This is a genomic window from Saprospiraceae bacterium, from assembly GCA_016717265.1.
Taxonomy (GTDB): domain Bacteria; phylum Bacteroidota; class Bacteroidia; order Chitinophagales; family Saprospiraceae; genus Vicinibacter.
The window spans coordinates 1,908,980-1,934,348 of the sequence record JADKFX010000001.1 but is presented as its reverse complement, the minus strand read 5'-3'; the positions used below and the strand labels follow the sequence as shown (position 1 = coordinate 1,934,348).

The window sequence follows — 25,369 nt, the reverse complement described above, 5'->3', positions numbered from 1 at the left end:
ATTATTTGTTAATCCAATAATATCATTTGTTTAGTAGCTGTATGATTTGCTGCATCCAATTGATAATATAATACGCCACTTACATTTAGATCAGATCTATCAAGCCTCGTACTATTTAATCCTTTTTGACCAACGAACTCATATACACGTAAAACTTTACCACTCATATCATAAACACTTAGTTTAACTGGTGAAGCTTCAGGCAATCTATAATTGATAATCGTTTGTTTTGAAAATGGATTTGGTGTGTTTTGATATAATTCAAATATACCACTTTCAATAACTCCATTATCTGTGCGAACCCCAAGACTAAGCTCTTTATGATTCAATTGTGCATCATATGCTTCTGCTGTGGTAATGTCACTTGTGAGCGCAATCAGCTTATGAATATTTGCTTTACTATGAGCTCTAAAAACAAGCGTAAACAATACTTCATTTGGATTTACAGTTTGTGCTACTTTCGTATTCCAACTTGTAGTTAAAATACCTTTTGCAGCATTTTGCGTTCCAAAATTAGATTCATTTACATTTAAAGCAGCTGCTTCAATACTTTCAAATTGCAATACTTGCTGATCAAATTTCAAGGTGAACTGATACCCTGAAATATTTTCAAAATCACTAGATCTGAAAGCTAATTTATACAACTCACCTGGCAAGGTATTATGATTTTCTATTTCCAAATGCAATTGACCTTTCGTTCTACTTGAGCTACTATTCACATTATTTGCTCTTGCATTATTGGTAACATCTCCAATTTTAACAGCAACAAAATCTTCCTGATAAGATTTTGCTTCTGGTACTTTTACCAGCAATTCTCTTGGTGCAGTCCATGGATTATTCGGATCTGCAAATAGGTATGAATTTGGTATAAAAGTCCAGGAATCATTTTTTGCAAATTTATCAGTAATCCCTAATATCAATTTTCTGATTTCAGAAACATCTGAAGCCGTTATATTATTGGTGTTATTAACATCTGCTGCAATTAACTTATAAGGACTATTTAAAGTTTCAATTCCGAGAATATGTCTTTGAATTTTAACAATATCCGCAGTACTTACTCCATTTAATGGTTCATCAGATCGTATTGGCTGAACTAAATATTCCATACTGCCACCAAAATTTAAGTCCCCAAAGAAATATTCGCCACTCTGAGAGGTTGTCATTCGTTTAATCATGGTACCAGACTGATATAATCTGGCATCTACTTTTTCTGCATTTTGGCTACCTTCAGTTCTGAGTGCGCCAATGATTTTACCAGCTGGTTTTTTATCAGGACAAACATTTTGTGGATCTTGAATTACAATAGTAGTCCGGCAATAATCTGTATTGCCTTCTTCATCTTCAACCCATAATTGAACTGGAATTATTAATTCATCATTAGCACCATTTGCAACAAAATCATCACAGCAAATTGTTTTACTGGTTTGCGTTGGATCTCCATCAAAATACAGCAGTAAATTTTCCGATTTTGTACAATTATCAAAACTACCTCTATCAAGATCTCTTGCCCAGATAGTAACACAACCATTGATTGGCATAACCACTGAAATGATACCCACTTCGCAATAAGGAGTTGGTGCTTTACAATCTTTAATTTCAAATAATTGACATGCAGCACCTAAGTTGCCACAACCATCTTCAACATACCAACAGATCTTATGAATACCAATAGGATATGTTCCAGTTGCTTCGAATGGATTATTTTCATCATCTGCATAAGGATTATGATGTCTGATTGGAATTCGACCAGCTGCCTGTTCGCGTTTTGTTAAAGGTCCAACCACTAAATCAAAACCAGAATGATCACCAATACCATCATTATATAAATCAATTTTATAATCATGGGATAACCAATCTAAGGGACTACAATTATCAAATGCGGAAGCGATTAAAACCATATGACCATAACAAATACCATTTGTGCTATTTGCTACCGCGGGTTCACAATCTCCAACAAAAATTGAAATTGTTGGTTTGTCTGTATCGTGTACTTTAATTATTTGTAAATACTCCCAACGACCTTTCACTGGATCAATACTTGGATCATACTGACACCAATCGATTACCACCCAGGTACGCAATACTTTAAAGCATGCATCCGGTTCGATGGTAAAGATCTCATCGAAATATTCTATACTAATTAAGGCACATAAATCATCTGCATTATTTTCAATAATTGGACGACCCAAAACAGGATTATCCGGACTTATATCTGCACCGCATCCATTAATGGTAGTTGCTTGGCCAGTACAATTTCCTGGCCAGGTAATGTCATCATCTGGATCACAATTATCAGCTCTGTTGATATAAAATGGATCACAATCAACAACCCAAATTAATTGAGTTGCCGTAACGCTGATACCATTTGGACCACGGGCAACAATCGTTCTGGTTAATTGACCCTGACCACATTCTCTATTATCATTAACAGAGATACTAAAGTTTGTGCCACAAGATCCCAAAACAGTTCCGTCAAAGCCCCAGACTAATTCATATTTACGATCTTCATGAGCAGTATCAAATAGAACTCTATAATAATCGCATGCTTTATTCCATGCAGGTGGATTTGATGGTGGTGCACCTGGTACAAAACCAGGATACCCGGTAATTTCATTTCGTACACAATAATTATAGCATACCAAATCTGTTGTTACCACTTTCTTACGAGCAGTTAAATCATTTACGACACGACCAAAAGTTGCATCATTTGGATCTGTAAGTTTATCTACATCAAACCAATACCAGCAGCTTACAACAATATTTGGTGGTGGCACTACCGTTGGTACACTCTTGTCCTGAACTTCAATTTCGATCATACAATCACTATAGTGATTAAATAGATTACCATTTGAATTCATACGAGACGGAGTGATTGGTCCTTTACCTGGTTCAATGTCAAACACTCTTAAAACTACCATGATTGTTTTACCAACATCCGTACAACAGAATTTTACATGATCATCGAAATAAATTTGATTACCATCTAAAATGGCATTGTCATCCCCATTAATTCCGGAACAATTGGTTCCATTGTCTGGTTGATTTGCATTACTTCCATTATTTGTTCCTCGAAGGTGTTCCATACGAATCACTTTAAAGAATATATGAGGACTGCAATTATCAAAACTACCCTGATCTAAATCTTCAGCAAAAACTTTTGCAAAATTTTCGCCCTGACTTTGATTTCCATTAATACTTACGATTGTTTTTTGGTCACATACAGCAATTGGCGGTGTATTATCAGGAACATTTATAGCAATTCTTTTTTTCGTAATGTTTCCACAGCAATCTTCAGCATATATCGTTGCCTCACTAATTCCACGTTCGATATCCCGAATTATGTAACCATCAATTTCGTTTCCAGTTACGACCCCATTTGGAGTACGGATTGAATAATGTAATTCATTACTACAATTATCAACCAACCATGGTTTTGGAACTTCCCAAACACCCAAACAACGCCATACTTCCATATTCACAGTTACGGTATCCGGATAAAGAATTTCCGGACCTTGCTTATCTATAACTTTTATAATTTGATTATGACCACCAATTAATCCTGTACACCAGTCTAATACTGTCCATTGTCGAATTATTTTATAACATCCAATTGGACCTGCATCACAACCAGGTTTCGCTATATTAATTTTAATATCATTATAAGTCATTCCAAGATTCGAACATTCGCTACCACTTGGCAACCCCGTTCCAGCCCACATAATAACTTCATCTGGACCCCAACAAACAGGATTATTAGGTCTCCAATTTGGATGTGCCGGATAAAATATTGGCCAAGGACTTGGATGACCGATATAAAGTCCGGTATCTAAACAATTCCAACCTAAAACTCTCGGTAAACGTTCACCAGCTAAATCTCCATTTGGACTTGGCAAGAAACCACCGGTTGCAAACCAATGAGCTGAATCTAATAAATATCCATCTACACAATATGGAAACGCCAAATAATGTGCGGTATAATCTTTATTAACATCAATTTTTTCATTACATAATAATGCAGGTTGATCCAGATCATCAAAATCAAATGGAACATTGACAGTAGCTAATGTTGCTAATGCAACGGTAATGATTTGTTTGCAAACTGATTTATTTCCTTGTCCGTCAATTGCCGTCCAGGTCCTTTCTATTAATTCTTCATAAGTTGTTCCGCAACCACCAATTGTAACTACATCTTTATAGGTAAGAGAATAACCACCACAGTTTTCCTGGACACCCGGAGTACCAACATAGAAAGGGGTTGTTGCGGATCCACAAGGAACACAGGTATCTCTTGCACAGGTTAATACAGGGGCTAATTTGTCTTCCACAACTGCGTGGCCCCAACAGCTATTTCCGGTTGCTGGGTCTGTGACCGTAATTTTAAATTCACGATTAATATCTTGAACCCCTACCTGAGATCCAGGAATATTTGGGAAACGGTCAATAATCTGATTAGTTACCCAATCTCTAATCACTACTATATAATCATCATAGCAACCATATGGACCTCCACTAAGAATTTCATCGGCACTAATGGTGGCCCAACAATTTTCATTTAAACTCACTTGAATTTCATCATGACATGCAAGGAATGTAACTGGATTTTGGAATTCTAAAAGAGTGAAACAGAATGTGCATGTAGAAGTATTCCCGTTAAAATCTGTAGCACGGTATGTAAAACAAGTTTGTCCTCTAGGAAGAATATCTCCATTTTTAAAACCTGAATTATCAATTTGTGTTACAACAGGTTTTGCACCTATAATGGTTTGTTTGGTATAATTAATTATACCATTCCAGTATCTCAATGTGAAGGTAGTACCTGTAAATGCTGGATTTGCTTTACCAGCTCCTAAGGTGAGGAGCAAGTCTCCATTATTAAAAGTGATGTTGTTATTAGTATATCTTAAAACAATACTTCCTGCAGTATAATTTACTAAATCAAAATAAATTCCAACAGTTTCACCAGGCTGAAGTGTTAGTCCTCCAATATTAAACAAGGTTGGTAGATTATTTCCAGCACAAGGAGCGTTACCTGTTCCTAATAAAGTCCAAGCTGCGGCATTTGATTCTTTTCCAACATAAGTTGTTGGAGTATGATATATAGAAACAATACAATTTGTACCAATCGTAGCAGCTATATTTCCAGCGAATGAGTTTAAGGTAATAGGTCCTGTTGTTAAGTTGGTTACATTAAACATATTTCCAGCAAACTGATTGTTTGAATTGAATGCGGTTGTTATAGAACCCGTTGTTGTAGTAACCGCAAGCTCACAATTGTCTGTAGCATATGGATCCACAAAACTAATTGGACGATCGCATTCACCTGGGTCCAGATGAATTGTATTATCAACAGGACAGAATAATGTAGGTCTAACGGTGTCTAACACTGTAACAATAGCTGTACAGGTTGACGTTTTTCCACAAGAATCTGCTGCAATTAAATTTACATTATTAGCGCCTACATTACCACAATTAAAAACACTTTTACTTAAGCTTAGTGTCCTTGCAGTACTTCCATTATCAATATCTGGCACCGTTAAAACAACATTACCATTCCTGTCTAAATACAAGGTTGCATTTTTGCAACGAGCTACTGGTTGTGGTAATACAGAAATTCTAAAAGTAAAAGGAGTGCCGGTACAAGATGGTCCACCAGTTGGGTTTGTAAATACAGGAGTAACTGTAAACGTGCTTGTGATTCTTGCAGCACTTGGATTTGTAGTAACAAAGGAAGGCACTGTATTAGAACCGGCAGTTGCTGCTAAACCTATTGGTTCAGGAGTTCTAGTCCAGTTATAAATGGTACCTGGTGCAGAGCCCGTGAATGTGATTGCGAGTGTATTATCCCCATGACAATATTGAACATCTGGTACTGGGTTTGAAGTAGGTGGAGGATTTATCGTTATAGTAAACGTTCTCGGTGTACCAAAACATGTTTTACCTGCATTGGTAAAAGAAGGGATAACTGTAAAAGTTGAAACTAAAGGTGTTGTACCGGCATTGGTTCCAACAAAAGATGGAACTGTACCAGATCCGCTTGTTGCTACCAGACCTATTAGTTCTGGGGTTCTTGTCCAATTATAAACAGTACCAGCCGGAGTTCCAGTAAAGGTGATAGCTATGGAAGATTGACCAACACATAAAATTTGATTGGCCACTAAGTTTACAGTTGGTACAGGATTTACAACAACAGATTGTGATACTGCTTGTGTACATCCAGGATGACTACCATTTGGAATACCATCTGCAGCATCAAAACTAAAAACTACGGAATGTGTACCGGCACCTAATAGTGCAGGATTAAAAACTGTTGCTGGTACCCCATTTATTGTAAATGTGCCGACACCCATTGCAGGTCCTGATCCATCGCCTAGTTGTGCGGTTCCTACTAAATTAACTGCAGCATCATCCGCACAAAAGACAGTTGGTAAGCCTATAATTGAAGGGTTAGGATAATAACAAGTACTGCCAATAGAACCCGTTGAACCTTGACTATTTGTTACTGTAACATTATATCCTAATGCATCTACATGAACACCACGCAAGGTATAAAAAACATTTTCATCTGCTTCATCAATTTGGCCATCACCATCATTATTAATACCATCTAAGGTACCGTTCAATAAAGCAGTGCCAATAGGTATTAAAATTGGTGCAGCAGGAGGTGCAGGACTCGAAGACAAATACAAGCCAGTAACAGCACTAACTGTCCAATTTTGTCCACTTGGAGCATTTACAGTAATGATCTCATTAAATTGACCATTTGTAAGTGTTGTTGCATTGTTTTTGCAAGCACATGGGTCTGTTATATCAGGAGTACATTTATAGACATTTAAAGTATTGGATGCAGATGGCCTACAAGCCGGACTTAGAGGCGTTGGAGTTACAATAGCATATATGAAATAGTTATTTTGTATTGGAATATTTGTAACTAATGCGGCTGAAGTGCCACCACCACTTAAACCACCGTTAGCTACCACTCCTAATGTTGTGCCGCCAACATATGGATCTGCTAAAGCAACCGTAGAATATTTGAATAAGATACCATATAAGGTACCCATATTTGTCAAACCTGAGGCAGTTAAGGTGAAATTGATGGATTTACAAACTGAAGGTACACTCGAAGTTAGTGCCCCTATTGTTGGGCATTGACCGCAATTTCCAGGACCTGAAAGGGTAATAGATTTTGTGGATGTACAGCCGTTACCAGATGTCACGGTCACTATATAGGTTCCTACTGTAATTCCTGATTGATCTTCAGAACTTGGGTTTAAGCCAAATCCATCTGGTGTAGACCAACTATAGGAAAGCGGCGCTACACCTGTTGCTGTGATATTAATAGAGCCATCGAAACTGACACAAGTTGATGGTTCAACATGCGTTTCTGTTATATTAATTCCTGTTATTACTGTCACTGTTACAGTTTTTGTTGCAGTACAAGCATTTGCTGCTGTTACGGTAACTGTGTATGTAGTTGTTGCTCCAGGTGAAACCATGATAGTTGCAGTATTAGCACCTGTACTCCAGGAATAACCGGTGCCTCCACTTGCTGTCAAAGTTTGGGTTGCTCCCGAACAAAGTGATGGTGCCGCAGGTGTTATTACTGCTGTCGGAGAAAGAATTACATTCACGGTAGATGTTGCCGTAGCAGTGCATCCATTAGCTGCCGTGACAGTAACTGTATAGGTAGTATTTGATCCTGGAGTCACTGTCCTAACAGGATTTGTTGTTGAATTATCCCACAAATAAGAAACACCTCCGGATGCCGTAAGTGTAGTACTCAGACCACTGCAAATGGTAACACTTGCGGGTGTGATATTTGCAGATGGTAAAGGAAGTACAAAAACCGTATCATACATAACCACGATACAACCTGCAGCTAATGCAACTGTATCATAATAAGTTGTAGTACTCACTGGCGATTTAACAATTGCATTTGTTGTTTCACCTGTATTCCAATCATGCGTTGAACCTCCAGTTACGGTAATCGTTGCAGAAGAGCCTGCACATATTTTTTTATCATTTGGTATTCCGGAACTTTCTGTAATTGCTATGGTAAGATTGGTACCTGGGTTAAATTCATCCGCACCGATATCGGGATTCGAAAGTGACCGTGCCTGACAATCAACATCGCTAGTTACTTCCGGCAAAGGAAATCCAGTTTGATTGAGGCAATCATTCCCGGCTAAAGTTAAATGAAGATCAGTAGATGAAACAAAACTTGGAAGAACATTATTAGACACTTGATCTTTTCCGGTTTCATTCCGCCAGTCTGTCAAAGTTAATCGACTTGTTCCTGCCACCACACCACCTGTAATTCCCAAGGTATAAGTACCCGGTCCAGCTCCAATTGAAAAGAATGAATTATTATTGGAAATCAATCCTAAATAATTACCAACTGTAGATGAATAGCCTAAAGCAATCGCTGCGAATCTTAAGGTTGCACCCGTATTTCCAATTTGCGTATTTGTCAAAATGTTATTCCTTATATCTAAAAAGGAAGGAACCACTGAATTCGTCACACCAATACACGTAGAAGTTTGTGAAGCTGAAGTAGCACCTGTAATAGCTCCTTGCATTAAAATTGTATTGTGGTAAACTTTAATATTTCCAGTACCTCCACCAATGACTAATCCGATACCCATATCACCGGCAGTTGAATTGGAATTGACACCCGAAATCATATTATTGGAAATCAACGTGGTCCCAGAGTTTGTAGCGCCTAAGGCTATACCAACCGCAGAAAATGTTCCTGAATTTGTTATTGACCCAACAATATTACTTGATATGGTTGCATTTGTACATTCATTGGTGCCCGGAGATGTTGCACTAAATCCCGAATTTATAAATCCCACATTAATTCCAAATACATCCGGAGAACTCGCCAAATTCATGCCTGATATAGAATTCCCTGAAATTAAAATATTATTCTCAAATCCAACAAAAATCCCACCAGTCTGCACATTATCTGGGGTGAGACTATTGATTTGATTTTGATTGATTTTTGTGCCGTTATTTTTAATTGCAGCACTTTGACCAATGGACAAAATTCCAAATTGCGACCTGCTAATTTTATTATTGATAAAAGAATTATTATCATTCATAAATCCAAGTGTTGTCGCACTAATAGTGCTACTTCCTGAGCCAATTCCAGTTAACGTTTGATTCGGCGCATTACCTAAAAGTATCGTATTTAAAATCTGATTATTTGTAGCAGGATTTGGTGCCCCGTCAACATTGATCCATTGCAACCAAACTACCGCCGAAGCCGTGCTAGTGCTTGTATTTGTCAAGGTCAGATTTCTGCTGGCACTCACTGGAGGACAAACTGAATTTGATCCGCTTCCATTACTTCCATTTATGGTAATATAATCTGCTGCATTAAAAACGATCAAAGCAGTAGCGGACGTACCGGTTATGCTCGCGTTCACACCAGGAGCGGGCTTAATAGTAAGTGGTGTTGAACTGGTAGCGTTGATATTGTTAAAACTGATTGGAAAAGTTTCAGAGGGATAACTTGCATCAATAAGTGAAAAAGTAACCGGACCTGAGAGGCAGCCAAGATTATAAGCTGCAGCCGCAGCCGTCAGCGTTGCAAAATCGCCACCAACACCAACAGTATAAAGCCCATTTAACACTGGGTTCACTAAGGCTGAATTAGGCACTGAAGGATGGGTAATAATTGTATTCACATCAATGGCAACAACTCCACTTGGATTAGATGCGATATTAGTCGGACTTATGATGTCTTGTGCAATAATATAGTATTCTATGATGTCTCCAAATACTACTCCGCCCATATCAGCAACAACGATAGTAAACATCCAAAGACCATTTTTATTGGTCCCACTTGTCAATGTTCCAGGTTGAGAAAACCAGCCACCCATATTTTTTCTATAATAAATTCGTGGCCTTAAAGATCCTGAAGTTGGAACACCTGTTAAATCTTGTATTGAAACGGAAGAAAGTACTTGGTTACCAGTGCCGCAAGCGCTTACTAATTTATTGTAAATTATAATTGGTGGTAGTACGTCTAAGGGGACCCCATCAAATTCATCTGCACCAATATCTGGAAACACCCCACCTCCATTCGTAGATCCTGGAGGACCTGGTCTAGCTTGGTTATCAAAATCAAAATTGATTTCAGGAATTAAGGTAGCCCCTGATTCAATGACTGTTGGAGTCAAACCCATATTCAAATGCAAATTATTCACTGGATCAACATAGGTAACGGTTATCCCTGAATAACTACTTGCATCAGAAGAAGACGATGTTTTCCAACTACTGAATGATAAATTGCCTGACCACCAACCAACGGTTGATGGATTTGCATTCAACACATTGAAGTTTGAAGCATTCACCGGCCAACCTGTTGAACTAGCCGTTGCGCCATAATTATTCGCTATGGCAAGATGGGATCCCGTTCCACCTGTTCTTGAATTTGTAAAAATATTATTCAAAATAACCACATTCATGGTTCTGGCAGTAGCAGTAAAATCTCCTCTTAAGAAACACATACTCGGTTGTGCTCCTCCAGCAGACGTTCCCATAATGTTGATCGTATTATGAATTATAATATCATTCGGATTGGGTGATGAACCATGATTTGCAAGAATCCCAACAAATGCGGTATTGGTAGTTTGTCCGTTTCCGAGGGATATCATGTTATTGAATATATTGCAATTCCCGTTGCCGGAACGAATAGCTATACCAGCTACTGTTCCAGGGGCAGTTGTGGAAGTTGCTGTGCTTGCATTACTCAAATCGTAAATTCGATTGTTATAAATACGAGGCCCTGAACTGTTTGCCAATGCGATACCGACAATGATCGTATTCACTGCCCCAGCATTAACTCCGGAAATATTAAAAATGGTATTGTCAGAAACCTGACCAGCTAATCCTGGAAAATACTGTATACCTGCAGCTGCGGACAGTCCACTTGTCAATCCTGTCAGAGCTGAATTCGTAATGATATTTTTAATGGTATTATTACTTATGACGTACGGAAAAGTGATATTTGTAGTTGTACCAGTAAATATACCCCTTGCATTTCCAGTTCCGGATCCAAATGAAGAAAAATTTTGGATGGTATTGTTTGACATGGTTGTTGTTAATGGTACAGACACTGCATTTATACCAATGGCTAATGTAGCTCCTGTACTCGTTCCTAAAGTACCGGAAACCATATTATTTGCCAAAGCGTTGCCAATCGTATTTCCCAATATTATCATACTGGATGCTGCGGCTGAAACATTTATACCCATAACACCTGAAGCTATTGTTGCTGCAGAACCTATAGCTTGAAAACCACCCATGGAGTTATTCTGAATTAATACCGCACCGGTTGTACCTGCATTTATACCTACAATGGATCCAGTGGAAGCCGATGGTGTTGCAACCAAAGCTGCAAGTCCAGAAGTCGAACCTATTATATTTGGAACCAAATTCCCAATATTTGCATCTCCGGCAACAACTGATATACCACATAACATTCCATTTCCAGTCGAAAGCGTACTTGAAGATGCAAGATTAATAGCAGTAATCAAATTTCCCTGAATAGACGTTGGCAATCCAACTCCTGTAGATACACTTATCCCAACGAAAGTAGTCGCTACAGTACTGGTAATTGTATACACACCAGTGCCAGCAGCACTGCTAAATCCAATTGTATTTCCTGAAATTGTAGTATTGAGAATATTTGCACTTGCCAATTGAATGGCAATATTTGCGGCTGCAGTTGTTTGAGTTCTGACAGCGGTCTGATAAAACTTGTTATTCGTAATAATCCAATCCGTACATGCAGTTGTCATATAAATACCATTGGATTGGACAGCTGCATTCCAAAAATCAAAAATTTCATTATTATCGATAATATTATTGCTATTGTATAATGTTGTTGAAGTTCCGGTACCATTACCATAGATGCCCTTAGTAGGTAAATTTGCCCCACTTGGACCAATTTTACATTTAAAAATTGTATTATTGTCATTTCCCGTTGTGGTAGAACTTGCACCAAACCAAATATTTCCACCGTTTGTACCTGTTGCCATTGTTGAAGCACCATTGATAGAACAATTTGTCAATAAATTGCTGGTTGCGTCAGCCTGAAAACGGATAGTACTTGTACCAGATGTTGCTGAAACTGTAGTGTTCTCTATTGTTAAGCTATTGCCACTTGCATTGAGTCCATCAAACGTAACATTATCTGCGCCATTTAAATCAATCAAGGGGTTACCGGCAGTTATGGCTCCGGAAATAACACGAGATGCACCGCCTGTAGGTTTAATTAAAATATTTGCATAATTTGCTAACCCCGCTCCACTAGCATTCAATATTGCTCCTCCAACTGGTTCTGTGGTATTAGCAGAAATATTCATGGTAATATTACCTGTATGTGTACCACCATTGACAGCAGTAAACGCAGCCGCTAAGGTAAGGTAGCTTGCATTGGGAGTACCCCCGGAGGAAGTAACATCTACCTGGGCTTCCAAGGAGTATTGAGAACTCACTACTGTAATAAAAAGCAAGGCTAATTTAAGAATAGATAAACGGCTAGTAAATCCAAACGGATTACGTCTTTTCATGAGATTTGAGTTAGGTTCTAATAAAATACCATTAAACCGGCTTCGACAGTCTAATCGAGCAAAAGTAAAACCCGTTTATTAAATCACCAATTTTATATTAATAAATCTAATATTAATTTTTACAAAATATATTAATTATCTATAAATCAATATTTTATACATATAATATATATAATTTTTCATAAGTAAGGGATGTTTAAATGCTTAATTAAGCGATTAGAAATGTTAAGACTACACTGAATGAATGCTAAACATTATCAAATCGAGCATAAATGAAATGAAAATTCAAATTTTGAATTAAGATTGCCAAAATTTAAGATTTTCAGATTCAGTAGTCAAGTAACTACCTAAGGATTAATATATTTGCTGTTTAAAATAGAGCTTCCAATTGTTTGATTCAAATTATCTTTTATAGCTTATTAAATTCGGGGTGTAGCGCAGCCTGGTAGCGTACACGCCTGGGGGGCGTGTGGTCGCAAGTTCAAATCTTGTCACCCCGACTAATGATCTAAGCGGTTCTTGATAAATTTCGAACCGCTTTTTTATTTGCGGTACATATTCAAATGGATTTTTCAATTGAATGGAACCTTAATGCATCGGCCATCTTCTGGGGTGCAACTGCCGACTTTAACAGTTTCCCGTCCATGTGCTTTTAATCTATTTGCAACTTGCTATTCAAATTTCTCTGACGACATAAAATTTTGCCAATGATATAAAAAAAATAAATTTTCAAATTATTAATAATCCCTTTTCGCGTAAAGTTTTCCATGCAATTGTATTTGAAAATACTGAAAATTGATATGCAAACTTGGATTCGAAATTTATTATAAATTCAGAATATAAAACCGGTTTTTGATTTATTGTTTTCAAATCATGGAATTGAAAATAAAGCCATTTACCTATATCTTCTGGTAATTCAATAAGCCAATCTTCCGTCCGGTCATAAAAAATTAACTCCACAGAATTTTGCAATGCACCCTCCTGTATTTCTGGAATTGCACCAAGCCAAATTATAATCGCGTTAGTCCTCAATTTAAATTGCGCTTGCATATTTGCTTCCAAAATATCAGCAATATAATTTTCATGCAATGTGGTATGCGGCATTTCTTCTTCAAACCAAAAGGAAACGGCTTCATCTAAATTCAAACCATTCATATAATTAAACAAAGAAGTAGAAAGTCCAGCTGAAAAAATATCATGATCCGCACCCTCTGGATCTATATGATCTCTGTCATTGTCCGCAAATCCCAGAAACTTTGGAGTCACATCTTTTACTCCAAAAGAAGTTGGATTTAATCCTACCGGACTATGCGCTGTCATTGCAAACCGATGCCAAAAACCAGATTGTATAATATTACAAACAAACATTTGGCGAACTACTTCTAAAGAATCTATGGTTTCTTGTTTTGTCTGACTCGGAAAACCATACATTAAATAAGCATGTACTAAAATTTCAGCTTTGGAAAATGCATATGCTACTTCTGCAACTTGCGCTACCGTTACACCTTTTTTCATTTTTGATAAAAGACGGTCAGAAGCTACTTCCAATCCGCCGGAAATTGCAATACAACCCGATGCTTTCAATAATTTGCATAAATCATTTGTAAATGTTTTTTCAAACCGAATATTTGTCCACCAGGAAATTTTCATTTTTCTGCGAATTAATTCCAATGCTAATTCACCCATTAGTGCGGGTGGCGCTGCTTCATCCACAAAATGAAATCCAGTGGTACCTGTTTGACTTATAATTGTTTCAATCTTATCACAAAGATCAGAAGCTGTTAATGGTTCGTAACGGCTGATATAATCTAAAGAAATATCGCAAAAACTACATTTACCCCAATAACATCCATGCGCAAGTGTCAATTTATTCCACCGGCCATCACTCCATAAACGATGCATTGGATTTGCAATTTCAATAACTGAAAGATATTTGCCTAATTTTAAATCTCTATAATCCGGAGTTCCGGTTTCTCTTTGTGGTATATCTTTTTCAATCGCTCCATCAATAAAAATAAGTTCATGGTTTTTTAAGGTAAAAACTCTTTTTAAAAGAGGAAGTTCCCGGATACCCTTTAAATGTTCCAATAAAAAAAGAAGTGGTGCTTCCCCATCATCCAAACATATGTAGTCAAAAAAATTAAAAACTCTTTTATCTTGTAAACTTCTCAATTCGGTATTTACAAATCCACCACCTGCAACTATTTTTATAAACGGATAATTGCGCTTTAGGTATTGGCCGATTTTTAAAGCAGAAAATAAATTTCCTGGAAAAGGAATTGAAAGACAAACTAAATCTGGAGTAAATTCTTGGATATAAATCTCTAGGATATCTACAGTAATTTTACTAATCAATGAATCTTCGTTCTCTAATTCCTCCAATAAAAAATCAAAAGAAGATGCCATCCTTCCTAGGCGTTCCGCATATCGACTAAATCCGAAATGAGGATCTACAACGTCTTTTATAAAATCAGATAAATCTTCAAGATACAAAGTAGCAATATACTTTGCTTTATCTTGTATACAAATCTGACCAAATGCTTCATCCAAATTCACGATATTATTAAATCTGGATGCTTCCGGAAGAAAGCTTCTACCAGAAATTAAATGACCCAGTGTCGGATTTTGATTTTGCAAAAAAGAAATAACGAAATCGATTGTTTGAATATATTCATCTCTGAGAGAAAAAATTCGATACAAATTTTCATCTAATTCAGCATCCGAATTTTTAACAATCTGAAATAAATTTGTTAAACCCTTTTTTGAAAATAATTCTAGAATCACTTCTAAACCCATATCCAATTGGCTCGACTGAATATCTTTTGTATTCAAAAAACCTTTTAAATAAGCAGTTGCTGGATAGGGCGTATTTAATTGGGTAAATGCTGGGGTAATCAGGAGTACTTTTGGATCCAATCTAAATTATTTAAATGCCTAAAGTTACGATAATTTAAAACTTAAAATTTGCAATACAAAATTATTTCACGGCGTAGCTTGCAATGAAATGAATTAGAAAACGCTTATCTTTGTCTTCTCGTTATCCGGCTCCAATAAAATGTATACTAAGTTTCCTTTATTTTTAATTTGTCTATCTGTAATTTTTCAGATGCATGGATTCTCTCAAAAACCTGCTATCCCTCGCGTAGTGAAGGAGACAAGTCGTGCCCCAGATCTAATAAAAAAAGAGTTTCCGTATGATATTCAATTAAAAAATTCAGACGGCCAGATATTTAATTCTGCTACGCTGTTTAAAAAAAATAATAAAGCTACCGTACTGCTTTTTTGGATGACTACATGCGGACCTTGTCGAAATGAGTTACAAGCGATTTCACAAAAATATGCACAATGGAAAAAACAACTAGATTTTGAATTTTATCCAATTTCCATTGATTTCTCAGATCGAACCGAACAATTTAACAATCTGGTTAAAGGCAGTAAATGGACTTTTCCAGCATATTTTGATTTTAACCGCGAATTTAGACATGTGATGGCTGGGGAATTAAATGGACTCCCTCAATTATTTGTTTTGAATAAAAAAGGGGACGTAATTTATCATACAAGAAAATACATCCCAGGAGATGAAGATAAATTATTTGAATTTCTTAAATCTATTTAATTTCGTTTTTAGAGCGCTGGAAAGGCCTTAAAATTATTCATTTTTTAATGCTCCAGGATCCTTTTGATAGGCTCTTATGAGTTCAATCGGATCATTTAATACATCACTAAGGGCTGTAATAAATGCATTTTTCTTAGCTAATTTCATAGCATATTTTAAAGGTTCAGTTTCATCTGGGAGGTATTCAACCGAACAAGATACCGGACATTCTTTGATCCCTTCCTTAAGTAAATTCACAATAGCATTTGCTTTCCTGCCACGTAAAAATTTTGCCTGATGTATGATGATGTGATCAAACATTTCTGCAGATAAAAATCCTAATTGCTTAATGGATTCATCTGGCCTGTCACCGGTTCCTGTTATAATTCCTATTTTATATGGAGAATCAATTGTTTGCAAAAAATCACGCACGCCAGTAAACCCTTCCGGATTATGTGCGAAGTCTATCATTACTTTAAATTCAGGAAATTCAAAAATATTGAGTCGTCCGGGTGTTTGATCTGGAGAAGGAAAAAAGCTTTTTAAGCCACGTGCAATTTGATCTGGTTCAAAACCTTGTACAAAGCATGCTAAACTTGCAGCAAGCACATTCGCTACCATAAATTGGACACGGCCGCCAAAACTTACTGGGACATTCTTTAGGTCAATTAAAGATATACATTGCTTGTTTTTAACTAAAATTATTTCACCTTCATCCTGGTACGCAGCAAATTTGCCCTGGTTAATATGATCCATTAATTCCGGATGATTTTTTGTCAAACTAAAGTAGGCTACTTGACTACTTGTTTGTTGACCAATACGATACGTATATTCATTTTCTAAATTTAAGACAGCGAAACCATCTGCTTTGACCGTTTGTGCTACTAATCCTTTGACTTTAGAAAGTTCCTCTAAAGTGTGAACATCAGATAGCCCGAGATGATCGGCTGTAATATTTGTAATGACCGCGGTATCACATTGTCTATATGCTAATCCGGCGCGCAATATACCTCCTCTGGCAGTTTCAAGAATTGCATATTCTACCGTTGGATCTCGCAGCACACTAGCTGCACTTCCTGGTCCCGTAGTGTCTCCTTTCTCAACCATAATACCATCCACATAAACCCCATCACTTGTTGTAAATCCTGTACGGATTCCGGTAAGTTGAATAATATGTGCAATAAGTCTGGTTGTGGTCGTTTTTCCATTGGTACCGGATACACCGATAACTGGAATTCTTGAATCCTCAGGCTTAGGAAATAAAGTTTGCATAAAAGCAGCCATTAGCTCTTTTCTTCCAGATGCCTCCTCAGCCATAGTATAAATACTTAAATCAGGAGCAATATCTATTTTTAAAACTTCCGCTTTAGGATCTTCAATATGATCTCCAACAAGAAAAATTTCTCCTTCTGATATTCCCAATATATGACATATTCTATTGACTCTGAATTTTGTTTCTGCATTCAGATTATAGATTAATTCCATACTGTGCAAACCTTGTATTATTGGCAAGGCAACTTTAAAATTATAATTTAAAATCAAGATCTGAAAAACTTTTGGATATTCACTGAATTCCTTTGGATTTTTGATAAATGGTATGCTGGATTCGTATAATTGTTCGGTCATCCAGTTCCTATTTGAAACGGTTAAATAAGCCATCAAATTCGCTTGATCACTAAACGTTTTCGAAATTCGCTTCTGGTTCTTACCATATCCAAGTTGAAAAAATTCGTTTTCATATAATGGAATTATAGGAATATTTTGACGGTCCGCTTCGTCTAAAAGCAACCGTAAAGAGCTATGAATCTCAACAGATGACTTTAATGATCGAATTTGATTTAATTTATCTTCGATATTCGGTTCTTTATTATGAAGAAGGTTTTCAACTAATTCAAATGCAATTTGGGCTGTTAACTTTCCTACTTTTTCATTCTTATATTCAAATAGGACTGCATAAACTCCAGGCTCTAAGGTTTTCAAAACTTTTACAAACTGGACTTGCTCACCAATCTCTTGCTCTAGCTTTAAGGCTGTCGATCCAATACAAAGCGCAAGTTTGTCAATATTATCAGAGGCTTGATCCAGTTGACTTTGAAATCTTATAGCATCCAATTTAGGGTTGACAGGAGTTAAAATTTCGGTGAGTTGTTTTTCTAAAATAGCAAGCGCTTCTATACTTAACTCACTATGTTCAGACAGATCTATACGCAAATGAATTAACTGATACGGATTAATACTGTGGATATTTGGACCCCGAAGAGCTTGAATGCTGATTTGTTTCATAAGGTACTATCTGGACTTGCTAAAACCTAAATGTAATATGGAATTTGGAATCCTGAATAAAAAATTAAAGCCTGAAAGCATTCTGCTTTATAGAATCCCAATTGTCAGCTAGATTTAAGCTCGAAATGGATACGACAGGATGCTCTTTATTTAGTTAAATTTAAATAATATTTCTACGAATTCCAATTTAAGAAATCCCATTCGATATGAATAAAATCATTCATAAATCAAGACGAAATAGCCAAATTTTGATTCAAAACGAATATTAATAGCTTCTATTCATTAGGTCTAATTTTCCTTCAATATTCAGAAATTGCCGCAGTATGCTTTTAAACCTTAAAAGGAAATCATTGAAATAGGATTGACAAGAATGTAATTAATGGCAATTTATTTTTTGGAATATAGTTAAAATTTATCCATATTTTATCGATTTTAAAAATCAAACACAAACAAACCAATTCAATTAGGAATCCGCAATTTGAAGCCTAAAAGCTTATATTTTATGCTATTTTGCCATATTTTAATGGAAATTTTAATAATTTAAGCGTTAAAAGGTAATATCTTCTTAAATTTTTGAACTATTTACTGCTGGTTTCCTAAATCCGTTTCACGTCTTTTGTTGATTATAAAAGTTAAAATTTAATTAATCCCATATTCCTTGTTTAACTTTATATCCAAAATAGAAAGGATCCTTATGATTTTCCTAAAAAGATATGGTTAAGGATTTCAGTAAAAAAATAATTCCAAATTCAGATCCCAAAGAACCTGGATTGAGAGCTTAATAAAGATTTAAAGACCTCGGTTATTTAATTGAAGATGAACACTTGTAATTTTAAGTAAATTCTTAAAATATCCCAAACAGCCATATTGAAAAAGGTTTGACGAGTTATGATATGAAAGCTTAATATAAATTTAATATTATTTAATAAAATTTTATGAAACACACTTTACTTTTATTTTTCGCTTGCATACAATTGGCAAGTTCGCAATCATTAGTCCTAAAACCATTGCAAACTAAGATTGCTAAAGGCAGTCTTGATCACATGAAATCTTATGCATTATTGCAATTAGATATCAAAGATGTTACAGAGCAAATAAATGCCTCAGCAGGAAATATAAAGGAACTTACTTTACAAACGCCTGAGCACAAATGGCATTTGCAATTATTTGAATTTGCTTTACTAAATCCAAAAATGCAACGCTTATCCGGGGGTCCTGGAGCTTTAAATAATTTACCCTTCCGAAGTGATTTCAGGACTTTTAGAGGAACGATCAAAGGTGAATCATCCACTGTCATTATGAGTATGGCAAATGGTTTTTTCAAAATCATGATAGATGATGGACAAGACCGTTTTTATATTGAACCTCTTGATCAAGTGAACACAAGAAAGGATATTGATAAAAATCAACAATTCATCTCTTATAAAGCATCTGATATTATACCCATGGAGGGTTTGAGTTGTGGAGCAATTGAAACCAATCAAGAAGTGCTGCGCATTAAAAATCAAATTCAAGAAAAAGCAAGTGTTGCAGCTCCACCGTGTAGACTTTGTATTGATTTAAAAGTTTGTCTTGCGGCGGATAATATTATGTTCAGGAAGAACGGTGGCGATATCATCCAAACTGAAAATGCTATGATCTCTATTCTTGCAGAAGTGCAGCCTGTGTTTGATGATGAATTTGAACATGAGTACGAACTCAATGTTACTGGAACCTGGGTAGCTGATGATCCTGCAAGAGATCCATTTAATGGCATTACAGATATTGACGCGGAATTAGCAATGATGAATGTTGTAGGGCCTCAAATATTTACATTCTCTGCATTTAATATTGGAACCCTTTGGTCTGCTAAATGGACTTCTGGTGTTGTTGGCAGAGCGGTGCAACGTTCTGTATGTACACTACCAAATCCGTTTAATGTTTGCAGTGCTTATTTTCCTACAAATATGTCACCAGCATATTCATCACTTCAAGCACATGAATTTGGACATAATTTTGACATGATCCATGATGTGCCGATTTCAGGTCATATCATGGCTTCAAAGTTAACGGTTGCTAAAACATGGTCCACATTATCTACCTCCTATCTCAATAATTTTGTCAACTTTGGTTTTCTGGTTGAAAGTGGTTGTTTGCAAAAGTGTCAGAACTCTCAATATCCACAACCCGCTTTTATTGCTGATATTACCTATGGTTGCGCTCCCGTTACGGTTCAGTTTACGGATCAATCATTATATGCAAGTAATTGGAATTGGACCTTCCCTGGTGGAATGCCTGCAACTTCAACTTTACAAAATCCAATAGTAGTTTATAGAAATGCTGGAAGCTATGATGTAGGTTTAGAAGCTGGTAATAATCGTTGTAAAGTAGCTAGTACAAAAACCGGGTTTATTAAAATTAATGATGTTCCAGTAGCTGATTTCACCTTTGGACTCGATACCAGAGTGGTTTATTTTATAAACCAATCACAATTAGGAAATGAATATTTATGGAAGTTTGGAGATGGATCTGAAAGTGATGAAGAAAATCCAACACATGAATATGATAGAGATTCTACATACGAAGTTAGTTTGCGGGTTACCAATGATTGTGGTGTCAAAACTTTTAAAAGAAAAATTACAATTTCAAGAGTTCCTGAAGCAGATTTTGAAGCAGATACCACGGCGGGATGTGCACCAAAAGTTATTCACTTTATAGATAAGTCAACAAATAATGTGATTCGTTGGGAATGGAGTTTTCCAGGTGGAAATCCTACGGTTTCCTTAGCTCAAAATCCATTCGTAAGGTATGACAATCCTGGAACCTATGACGCACAGCTAACCGTATATAGTGCCCGTTTTAAAAATGGTCTTACAAAAAAGATTTATATAACTATTGATAGTCTCCCGGATGCAGAATTTACATATACCATCAATGGGAATACAGTATCTTTCAATGCCCAAAGCAAATTTGCCAAATCTCATTTTTGGATTTTTGGTGACCCTACCAGGCCTAATAATACAAGTACAGATACGTTGCCATCACATACTTATTTAGAAGGTCGATATGAAGTTCTCTATATTGTAAATAATGCCTGTGGAAAGGATACTGCTAAAACAATAATTACAATTGGCACAAAACCAATAGCTGGATTTCAGGTAAATGATCATCAAGGTTGTCTACCATTTCAAGTTCAATTCAATAACACATCGACCGCAGCTGCAAATTTATACAGATGGTATTTTCCAGGTGGAAATCCTTCAACAAGCACGGATAAAAATCCTATTGTCACTTATAATACTGTTGGAAAATTTAATGTAAGTTTATTTGCTTACAATAATTTTTTCTCCGACTCCATTGGGATTACGAATTATATTGAAGTTAAAACGGAACCTACCGCTAGTTTTACAAATTCCATATCCGGTTTTAAATCCTTCTTTACGCATCAAGCAATTGGTGCTACAAATTACTTCTGGGATTTTGGTGATAATAAAGCAAGTTTTGAAGAAAATCCAACACATGATTATCAAGTTGAAGGAGAATTTGATGTGAAACTAATTGTTCAAAATGAATGTGGATTAGATACGTTTTCAAAACATATTGCTGTATATTTAGTACCAAAAGTAAATTTCTCGGCAGACACAATTCGTGGATGTGCCCCTTTTACAGTAAAATTTAATGAAAAGGCATCTATTGATGTTACAGATTGGGAATGGCAGTTTGAAAATGGCATTCCTGCATTCTCAACAGAAAAAAATCCTACTGTAGTTTTCAATAAAAAAGGTAAATATACCATCCGACTTTTAGTCAGAAATTCAAACGGAAGTAATGTTGTAACTAAGGTGCAATACATTCAAGTATTATCACCGGTATTATGCCCAGAATATACCAAAACAAATCGCTTTGGCATATCAGATATTCCATTTGGTGGCAGCTTACTAAATAGAGAAAATGATATCAATTATGAGGTTCCATTCGTTTACCCAAATCCTGCCATGGACTTTATTTATGTAGTGAATCCATCAGAATCATTACCTCCACTTTATTTAGAAATTTTCGATCCTATGGGTCGAAAATTATCACAGCATCATTGTAATGAAATAGAATGCATGATTCCTATATCTAATTTAAAAAATGGAAGCTATTTTATAAAAATAAAGGATGGTACAAATACATTTGTACGCAAATTTATGATTGCAAATTAAATTCAATAAAATCAGTACATACGGCTGTTTCGAGAAATCGAAACAGCTTTTTTTATGGTTTAAATCCCGTAAAATTTATCGACAAAGGCAAGGTATAAAATGGCAACAACAAAACCTAATATTCTAAAAAACGAAAGCAATAGAATGCCCTGGTTAGGAATTCCTTTTTAATTTCCACCGCGCTCTCCTTCACCTTGTTTAAGGTCGTCATTAAGATTGCCTTTACGCTTCTTTTGAGAACCCCCAAATTCCATTTTACCAAAACGGTAATCCAGACTTACTCTTAATCCCCAACCTTCAAATTGGTTTTCAGCTTTATAGGAGAATGAAGTAGATTTAAATTCAGAGCCTAAATTTAATTTTGGATGGAAAGGATTGTCAACACCAATTGTCAAGCCTCCCATTTTCTTCCATAAATCTTTGCGGAGTCCAATACTATACAGAAAATAGCTATTTTGTTTTCCTTGTGTCGTCAATTTAGGTGAATTTACAAAGCCCCAAAAAGTAATGCCAAGCGTTGGCGTGATATTCACATTGGCAAATCCATTTGCGCTATAACTAAACGCATCATTCTGCAATCCATCAAACTGAGAACTTTCCACTTTTTGATAATATAAGTTGATGGTACCATTTAATATGATCTTGCCCAATTTCATAATCCCACCATTAATACTCATACCAGAAGAATAATTTGTAGCCAGGTTATTATACGTTGAATTCGTTCTTCCCAGAGTATCTACAAAACGATAATTATCGATAAGATCATTCGTAACTTTATGATACACTGCTATGGTTGCATTTTTTATATCCTTTGTTAAAGAATAACTCATTTCAAATGATTCTGTCAACTCAGGCTTTAATTCCGGATTACCATAGGATATATTCGTAGGGTCATTGTAATTAACATACGGATTCAAATAAAACATACTAGGTCTCTGAATTCTTCTAGAGTAGGAAAATTTTAAAGTTGATTTATCCTTTAAGGTATAAGCTAAGAGTCCAGATGGAATCCAGCTTGCATAATCATTTTTAAAATCATTTCCATCAGCATCTGTCATGCCATTAATAAAAGTGTGCTCATACCGGATTCCGGCTCTGGCTTTTAAACTCGTATTAATCGGAAAGGTCAATTGAGAATATGCAGCCGCAACATCCTGATCATAATCAAAAATATTATCTCTGCTGTGATCTCTTAAGTATTGATTTGCAGGAATATTTAAAGTGTCATAATAGATATCACTGTAAACATTCCGAAGGATGGTTTTTGCACCTACTTCGAGATTGATACTTTTTGAAAATGGATGTAGATAATCTGCAGCAAATGTAAATTCTTTATTCAATCCAAGATTCGGACTCGTTTCATTATAATTCAAAAGTCCAACTTCATCAAATTGATCCGTTTCATAATCACTTTTTTTATTGCTATAGGAATATTGAGCTGATATACCGAATTCACGGTCGGTATCTTTTCCATACGTTTTTTTATAATCCAAATTAATATCTGTTCCAAATGTAAAATTCAAAACATCGCTTTCTCTTCTGAATAAAAAGGGCAAAGCTCCAATGGTATCTCCTTGGAAGGTAGTAAGACCATTCGTGTTTTTAAAAAGATTTAAAGGGAATCTAGTGGTTAATGAAATTGAATTTTTACTATCAATATCATAATCTCCCCCAATTTGACCATACATACCTCCTCCTATATTTGATGAAGTTCCGGTTTGTTTAAAATAAGGATTTATTGGGATCAATAAATTCTCTCTATCAATATTGGATTCACCCTTCCCTCTCCATAAATAACCACCAACATTTGCATTAAAACCAATTTGACCCATGCGTACTGATAAATTCGTGCCTAGGCTGCTACTTTTCGTTCCTGCGCTGGCATATATAGACCCACTTACGCCTTGAATTTTTTTAGTTTTAGTGACAATGTTAATAATCCCTCCAGTACCTTCTGCATCATACTTTGCACCTGGATTTGTTATGACTTCTACTTTTTCTATAACATCTGCAGGAATCATTCGCAATGCATCCGGAACACTTGAAGACATAATCGAAGAAGGTTTGCCATTAATTAAAATTTTAAGATTACTGCTCCCACGCATAGATACATTACCTTCCAAATCGACTGTTAGCAAAGGTGTTTTTCGAAGTACATCCGCAGCATTTCCACCTTTAGAAGTCACATCCCGATCTGCATTATAAACCATGCGGTCAATCTTGTTCTCGATGAGATCTTTTTGCCCAACAACAGTAACTTCCTCTAAATTATTCACGTTTGAAACCAAATAAATTTTTCCTAAATTATACTCAACTACATCCTTATTTATTTTAAAAGGGCCCATAACTTTAGATTGGTATCCCAGGAAAGAAACGATTACATTGTATTTGGCATTCTTAAGTCCTTTAATTTTAAATTTTCCATCATCTTCTGTAAGTCCGCCATCAACATCTTTTTTCTCCAGTGCTTCCTGAATTAAAATATTCGCAAATGCCAATGGTGTTTTTGTTACACTATCGTAAACTTCACCCTGGATTTTGCCCTCCGGAGGAGGTCCAGAAGGTTTACCCATGCCACCCATTATTTGCGCATTCAAACTAAAGGAAACGCAGGTAATTAAAAAGAAGAATAGAATAAAATTTGTTGGGTTTATTTTCATTTGAGTTTATTATTAATTTCAATTAAAATTGCAACAGCTCGAAAACTGTTTATAAAATTTAAAATA

At 35.9% G+C, this 25,369-nt stretch carries 6 protein-coding genes and 1 tRNA gene; 3 read left to right on the top strand and 4 right to left on the bottom strand.

The window, feature by feature from the left end:
* Positions 1–8: 8 nt before the first annotated feature.
* Positions 9–12,581: a T9SS type A sorting domain-containing protein gene (locus tag IPO86_07410; GenBank protein MBK9727926.1), complete on the bottom strand. Its 12,573-nt coding sequence runs from the start codon at positions 12,579–12,581 to the stop codon at positions 9–11.
* Positions 12,582–13,007: 426 nt separating this feature from the next.
* Between IPO86_07410 and IPO86_07405 the strand changes: the two genes are divergently transcribed.
* Positions 13,008–13,081 (top strand) — tRNA-Pro (locus tag IPO86_07405).
* A gap of 229 nt (positions 13,082–13,310) precedes the next feature.
* On the opposite strand, the gene IPO86_07400 is transcribed toward IPO86_07405, so the two are convergent.
* Entirely contained in the window at positions 13,311–15,497 is a 2,187-nt protein-coding gene (locus IPO86_07400; protein ID MBK9727925.1) for a radical SAM protein, read from the bottom strand.
* A gap of 139 nt (positions 15,498–15,636) precedes the next feature.
* On the opposite strand from IPO86_07400, the gene IPO86_07395 reads away from it, so the two are divergent.
* On the top strand, positions 15,637–16,197 hold the full coding sequence (locus IPO86_07395) for a TlpA family protein disulfide reductase (protein ID MBK9727924.1): 561 nt from the start codon (positions 15,637–15,639) through the stop codon (positions 16,195–16,197).
* A gap of 33 nt (positions 16,198–16,230) precedes the next feature.
* Here IPO86_07395 and IPO86_07390 read toward each other — a convergent pair whose 3' ends face one another.
* Positions 16,231–18,459 (bottom strand): hypothetical protein, encoded by a 2,229-nt coding sequence (locus tag IPO86_07390; protein MBK9727923.1) that lies wholly within the window; start codon positions 18,457–18,459, stop codon positions 16,231–16,233.
* 935 nt (positions 18,460–19,394) lie between these two features.
* Here IPO86_07390 and IPO86_07385 point away from each other — a divergent pair.
* Positions 19,395–22,643, top strand: a complete 3,249-nt coding sequence (locus IPO86_07385) for a PKD domain-containing protein (GenBank protein MBK9727922.1) — start codon at positions 19,395–19,397, stop codon at positions 22,641–22,643.
* A 167-nt stretch (positions 22,644–22,810) separates the two neighbouring features.
* On the opposite strand, the gene IPO86_07380 is transcribed toward IPO86_07385, so the two are convergent.
* Positions 22,811–25,303 carry a TonB-dependent receptor gene (locus IPO86_07380; GenBank protein MBK9727921.1) on the bottom strand — a complete coding sequence of 831 codons (2,493 nt, stop codon included), beginning with the start codon at positions 25,301–25,303 and terminating at the stop codon, positions 22,811–22,813.
* Positions 25,304–25,369 lie beyond the last annotated feature (66 nt).